At 41.2% G+C, this 5,402-nt stretch carries 3 protein-coding genes; 2 read left to right on the forward strand and 1 reads right to left on the reverse strand.

What is annotated here, in order from left to right:
* Together PL8927_RS02550 and PL8927_RS02555 are read left to right on the forward strand one after the other, a co-directional pair.
* The coding region (locus PL8927_RS02550) for a transposase (protein WP_156093078.1) at positions 1 to 627 on the forward strand (627 nt) is incomplete at its 5' end.
* Between the two features lie 58 nt (positions 628 to 685).
* Entirely contained in the window at positions 686 to 4,360 is a 3,675-nt protein-coding gene (locus PL8927_RS02555) for a sigma-70 RNA polymerase sigma factor region 4 domain-containing protein (RefSeq protein WP_156093079.1), read from the forward strand.
* A 44-nt stretch (positions 4,361 to 4,404) separates the two neighbouring features.
* Here the strand turns inward: PL8927_RS02555 and PL8927_RS02560 are convergent, their stop codons facing one another.
* Complete coding sequence (locus tag PL8927_RS02560; protein ID WP_083617317.1) at positions 4,405 to 5,262, reverse strand: tyrosine-type recombinase/integrase; 858 nt, start codon at positions 5,260 to 5,262, stop codon at positions 4,405 to 4,407.
* Between the last annotated feature and the right edge of the window lie 140 nt (positions 5,263 to 5,402).

A 5,402-nucleotide genomic window follows, 5' to 3' on the forward strand; every position in this document is an offset into this window, starting at 1 on the left:
TACATAGCTGGATTAGCAAAAAACAGGAAAGTTGTTTGTCAACAGCAACATGAGGGAGAAAAAGTTAACATTAGATTAGATGAATTGGCTAAAAACCTTAATCCAGAGGCATTTGCGGATATTCAGTTAGAACTTGAAGTTCCAAAAACTGTCTGGGTAGCAACAGTTGAGGTAGAAATATCAGGCGAATCGGAAACTAGAATAATAGCTATCGTCATGAATGCTCCTAGTGTAGAAGAAGCGACTGAAGTTAACTATCTGATTACTAATGTTAGCTCTGAAAAAGCGACGGGTGAATGGATAGTTAAAACTTACTCCCAAAGAAATTGGGTAGAAGTATTTTATCGGGAAGCCAAGGGGTGGTTAGGTTTAAGGGAATATCAGACCCGAAGTCTTAAAAGTCTTCATCGACATCTAATATTAGTTTTCTGTGCCTATAGTTTTATTATTTGGCAACAGTTAACTGGCGGATTAAGACGGCGTTGGGCTAACAAACCGTTAAACACATTTACTGATGCTTTATCCGCGTTTAGAACAGCTATATCTTATCGATTTGTCGCTTGGCTCCAAGAAAATCATGACGTATTTGCTTTACACCTAAGCAATTTGGGGCTTGTTTGGGCTTGAACAAAGTTCAAGCCCCGCTATTCCTGACCATGATCAACAAAATCCGAGGTAAAAACTAATGTTCACTACAAATCTAACTCAGCATCTCATCCGAAGTTCCAAGCTTAACCTTTGTCCTATCTGCCAGAAAGATCATGGCTGTCGCGTGGGTGATTTTCTGATTATCTGCTTACGAGCCGATAGCAGTTGGACAATCAACGGTTGGACTTATAAAAAACAGGCCAAGGGAGGAATGGGGTCGGTTTGGGTTTCCCATACAGAGGAAACCCAAACCGAATACAGACCCACACCCAACCCAACATTTAACAAACCCACCCTCAAACCCCTAACTGATCAAGAAATAGACATCAACGCACGGCTAATTTTAAAGCAGTTAGGATTAAGTACCCAACACCGTCAAGCGTTGCGAGAACGGGGTTTAACTGATGCTCAAATTGATAGTATCGGCTTCGTATCGGTTAGCCCCTATCAATCATTTTTCATCTCTCCTAGCCCCAATTTTCCAGGGATTGGGTACAAAAAAACACTCACTAATAGTGATAGTGGTTATCTGATTCCAATTCGTAACATTAAAGGGTTAATTATTGGCTTTCAAATTGCCAATGATCACCGAGGGAAAGAAAATAAAAATGGCAAGGAAATCCCTAAATATCAATGGCTTTGGGGTAGTGGTGAACGTCGGACATCCCGTGAGTTGCCGTTACAGTTTTCTAAATTAAATGACTCTCAAGACCTTAACATCATTGAGGGAACATTAAAACCAATCACCGCCGCACATTTACATAACATTAATGTGTTAGGTTCAGGTGGGGTTAATTGGCACGGTTCACCTCAAGAACTCCCAGAAATTCTTGAAAGCAATTTGTTTTCTCGATTTATCCTTAACCCCGATACAGGCTGCAAAGCCAATCATCACGTCATGAGTGCTTATCGTGAGTTGTACCAGTTCCTTAAAAAGCTTGGTATTAACTTACTGGTAAGAAATTGGGGTCAAGACAATAGACCGAAAACTGACTCCCTAGATATTGATGAAATTGATACCACAACCTTTAATAATGCCTCAATTATCCCCTTTAAATCTTGGGATGTTGAGCCAGGATGTCTGAGCGATGATGAATGGTTTAAAAAATTCAAATTACCTCAATTAAAAGATGATTTAGCTCAAGTTTTAAAGCTATTCTATAGTCGTCGAGTTAAGAAATCGAAATTACGAACTGAGATAAAAAAACAACCCACAACCCCAAGGGAACAAACCCCAGAACAGGTAAAAAAATCAAGTGCAATTGTTCTCTGGAAACCTGAATTTTTAACCTTCATTTCCTATATTCCTGGCCAACTACCAACCTTTGAAGAATGGCAAGAATTAGGATCTCCTAAATTAATCATCCAAAACGGGCAGCGACTAACCTTCTATCAAGAAGCTTACGAAAGGGGGTTTAAATTTCTTAAAGACTCCACTCCCGCCGGACATGGCAAATCTTATGATGCCGGATTAATTGACCTAAAAACCTTTGGAATTGACCCCAATGACAAAGACAATCACACTCGAATTTTCTACCTTGACCCCAACCACCGTAACCCAACTATTGCCACTGTTGAAACTCATTATACTGATCTAGAATCTCGACATAATGGCTTAGTGTATGACTCCACTCGTAAAACTCCCTTAGGAAACCCCTATGTTATTCGTACAAATTCTTCCCATAAAACTGTTGAAATTCCTTCTAACTGTCCTGAAAACCAAACCTTTTTAACCATTGCTAAAATTGGTATTCCTGTTTTTGGAGGTAAAGATTCACCCATTTGTCAATCCTGTCCTCTGCTGCTAAATGGTTGTACTTTCCTGGAAAACCGGAGGAATACCCTAGCCCATGAGCGGTTAATTCGTGCTGATATCAATTCCCTTCCCTATCCTTCTGAGGATGATATTTTAATTCTTGAAGAATCCGACACTAATGTTAAGATATCTCATCAAATGATAATTAAAACCGATGATATTCTTAAAACTGTTGGCAAACTTCAACTGGGAGATGATGAACAGATATTTAAAGCCTTACGTCCAATTTTAGGAGCCGTTTATGAAGGGTTGCAGGAAATCACTCAGGACAAGTATAAATATGGAATTTCTCACCAACATGTTATGGAATTCCTACCTTCTGTCGATCAATTAAACCAAGTCATCTGGGAATTGTATTCCGAGGATTGGCTAAAAGCCAAAGACGTTTGGGGTCAACCAATTTGGGATTATAAAATGCTCAACGGGGAACCTAAAGCGGTTAAAGTTATTGGAGAAAATTGGATTGCCCCCTCCCTTAATGACCTCAAAAAAGAATGCTATAGAATTTTTGACAATTATGCTAAATATATTAACGGCATTCAAAGCCCAGAAGAGAAACAAGCTGCGATTAAAGCCAATGTAATTCCCCTTTGGTTACCCGCATTAATTGATTGTTTAACCGGAAACAAACGGATTAATTTACGCATTCATAATGGTAAATTAATCATTACTCAACTCTCTAAACATCACCGGAATATAATTAAAACAGCCGGATTTTCTATTGCCTTAGATGCGACTCAATCTAAAGAGGATTACGCTTTAAGTATTAATGTAAATCCTAATTGGATTCTAGAAGTTAGAGAAGTACAGCGTCCCACTCCTAACCTAAATATTCACGTGATTACGGGTTTAGGAAAGGGCGGGAAACAGCGACGGGAAACACAACAGGAGCGGATCAAAATTGCTATTGAAGCCATCATCGACCTTCATCAAGGTCAAAATATGGGATTAATTGACCATAAATCGGCAATGGACAATTATAAAGACTTGGGTAAACATGTCCAACTGGGATATTGGGGGCGGGATAACCGGGGGTCAAACCGATTTTTGACCACTCAAACCCTGATTAGTGTCGGTAAACTCGTTCCCAACTTAGGACAAATGGCAGCAGAATTCCAAACCTTAACGGGATGGGTTAACATTCCTAACAAATTAATAGGACACTATGGTCGGTGGGTAAAACGCAAAATTACCTCAGAATTGATTCAAGATGTGGGACGACTCCGCGCTCATCTGCGACCATCTGAAAACCTCGACGCTTATTTAGTTGTTGACTTGGAGTCAGACCTCATCAATGAAATTCAGTTAGCCTTCCCAAGATCAAAAGTAACGATTGAGGATGTTTATAACTATGCCCCTAAAGCTGCCCCCAAAGGACAGCAAACTGAAAGAGAAATTATTGAAGCCCTTTGGTCATCGATCCAGTCAGAAGCCCCCCTAACTATTGAGGAGGTCGCTGAACAATTGGGGATGACCAAAGGTGGAGTCAGTAAAAATCTAAAAGACCGATTAGGTATAGGATTCAGGATGTTAAAGAAAAGTTTACTTTTATTATTACAGGCTATATATAACAAAAATAAACTTTCTGATTTACCCGAAGATGCCCGGTGGATAGCAGAAACCTATTTACCTCTGGTGGCTCAGTCTTTGGATCAGGAAGAGATAACTCCATTGGATGTAATTGTCGACATTGTTAATATGGCTGAAGCTTTTGGTGAAAAAGTATTTAATCATATTTTAGCTGCAACTTCCTTACCCATTCTTCTGAAGTTGTTTGGCAAAGTGTTGAGCGTCTTACCGAAAATTTTGAGTTCACCAGGCGGAGGGAACCCCGTTTTTGCTGATGGAGGCTGTGCAAGACCACCTACTTTTCAAGTCAGGGGCATCGGTCTGTGAATTCGCTGATCCTACACCGACCCGATTAGGGCGGTGTAGGTAGTTCACAGATACAAACCACTAGATTCATTTGGATCACAATGCAAATACTTCGATGTAATCGCCACATCGGAATGGCCCAATGTCTGACTCACCAACGCAATTGATGCTCCGGCTTTGAGGCTATGGCTGGCGTGGGCATGACGCAACCAGTGGGCTGAAGCTTTTACCCCAATTCGTTTGGCGGCAGCATTAACGATTCGGGTTAAATGTTCGCGGCTGATTCGTTTCCCGCTTCGCCCTGGAATCACATAATTATCAGGTTGCTGTCGTAAACTTTCGAGGTCACGACTCAACGGATCTGGGATGCGGATGTAGCGCGTCTTTCCCCCTTTGCCGAAAACGGTTAAAACGCCATAATTCAAGTCTTTCCATTGCAAAACTGCCAATTCGGAGGCACGGATTCCGGTGTAGTAAAAAATTTTGAGGACTAACTGATTGCGTGAATCGGGTTCTTCCTGAATCATTCGGATTACCGTTGGCTTATCCAAAATTTTGTGACTCAGTTCGTTTTTTGCTTGGGGAGATTTAATCACCAGTGCAATGTTGAAGTTAACGATTCCTAGTTTCGCCACAAAGGAAAATAGGCTTTTCAATCCGGCGATGTATGTCCGTTGGCTGCTTTCTTTAAATTGGCTTAGTTCTTCGTTGATAAACCCTTGCAAATCTTCTAATTTAAGCCATTGAATCGGTTTGTGATTGCAATAAGCCATAAGCCGTTCCGCTACACGGCGATAGCTGTCGACAGTTTGGGGACTTTTGCCATGCAACCACAGCACCAGGATTTTCTCGTTGGCAATGGCATCAGTGCCTTTGACCACCGGGGGAACTGATTGACCTTTTGATAAAATTTTCTTCAGCATTTCATCTTTCTTCCTCCCGGTCGACTCCCGCCATAGCTGTACTCAGCTTGGCGGTGAGAGGAAAGAGAGGGCGGGGTCTATGCAACATAGTGAATTCTTGGGGTTTGGAGGAAACCGTTGTGCCTCAGAAGTGGCGAAAC

The organism is Planktothrix serta PCC 8927 (assembly GCF_900010725.2).
Classification (GTDB): domain Bacteria; phylum Cyanobacteriota; class Cyanobacteriia; order Cyanobacteriales; family Microcoleaceae; genus Planktothrix; species Planktothrix serta.

What these genes read in the sequence shown, in the direction of transcription:
- PL8927_RS02555 (WP_156093079.1), top strand. Translation starts at nt 686, where the DNA reads ATGTTCACTACAAATCTAACTCAGCATCTCATCCGAAGTTCCAAGCTT.
- PL8927_RS02560 (WP_083617317.1), bottom strand. Translation starts at nt 5,262, where the DNA reads ATGCTGAAGAAAATTTTATCAAAAGGTCAATCAGTTCCCCCGGTGGTC.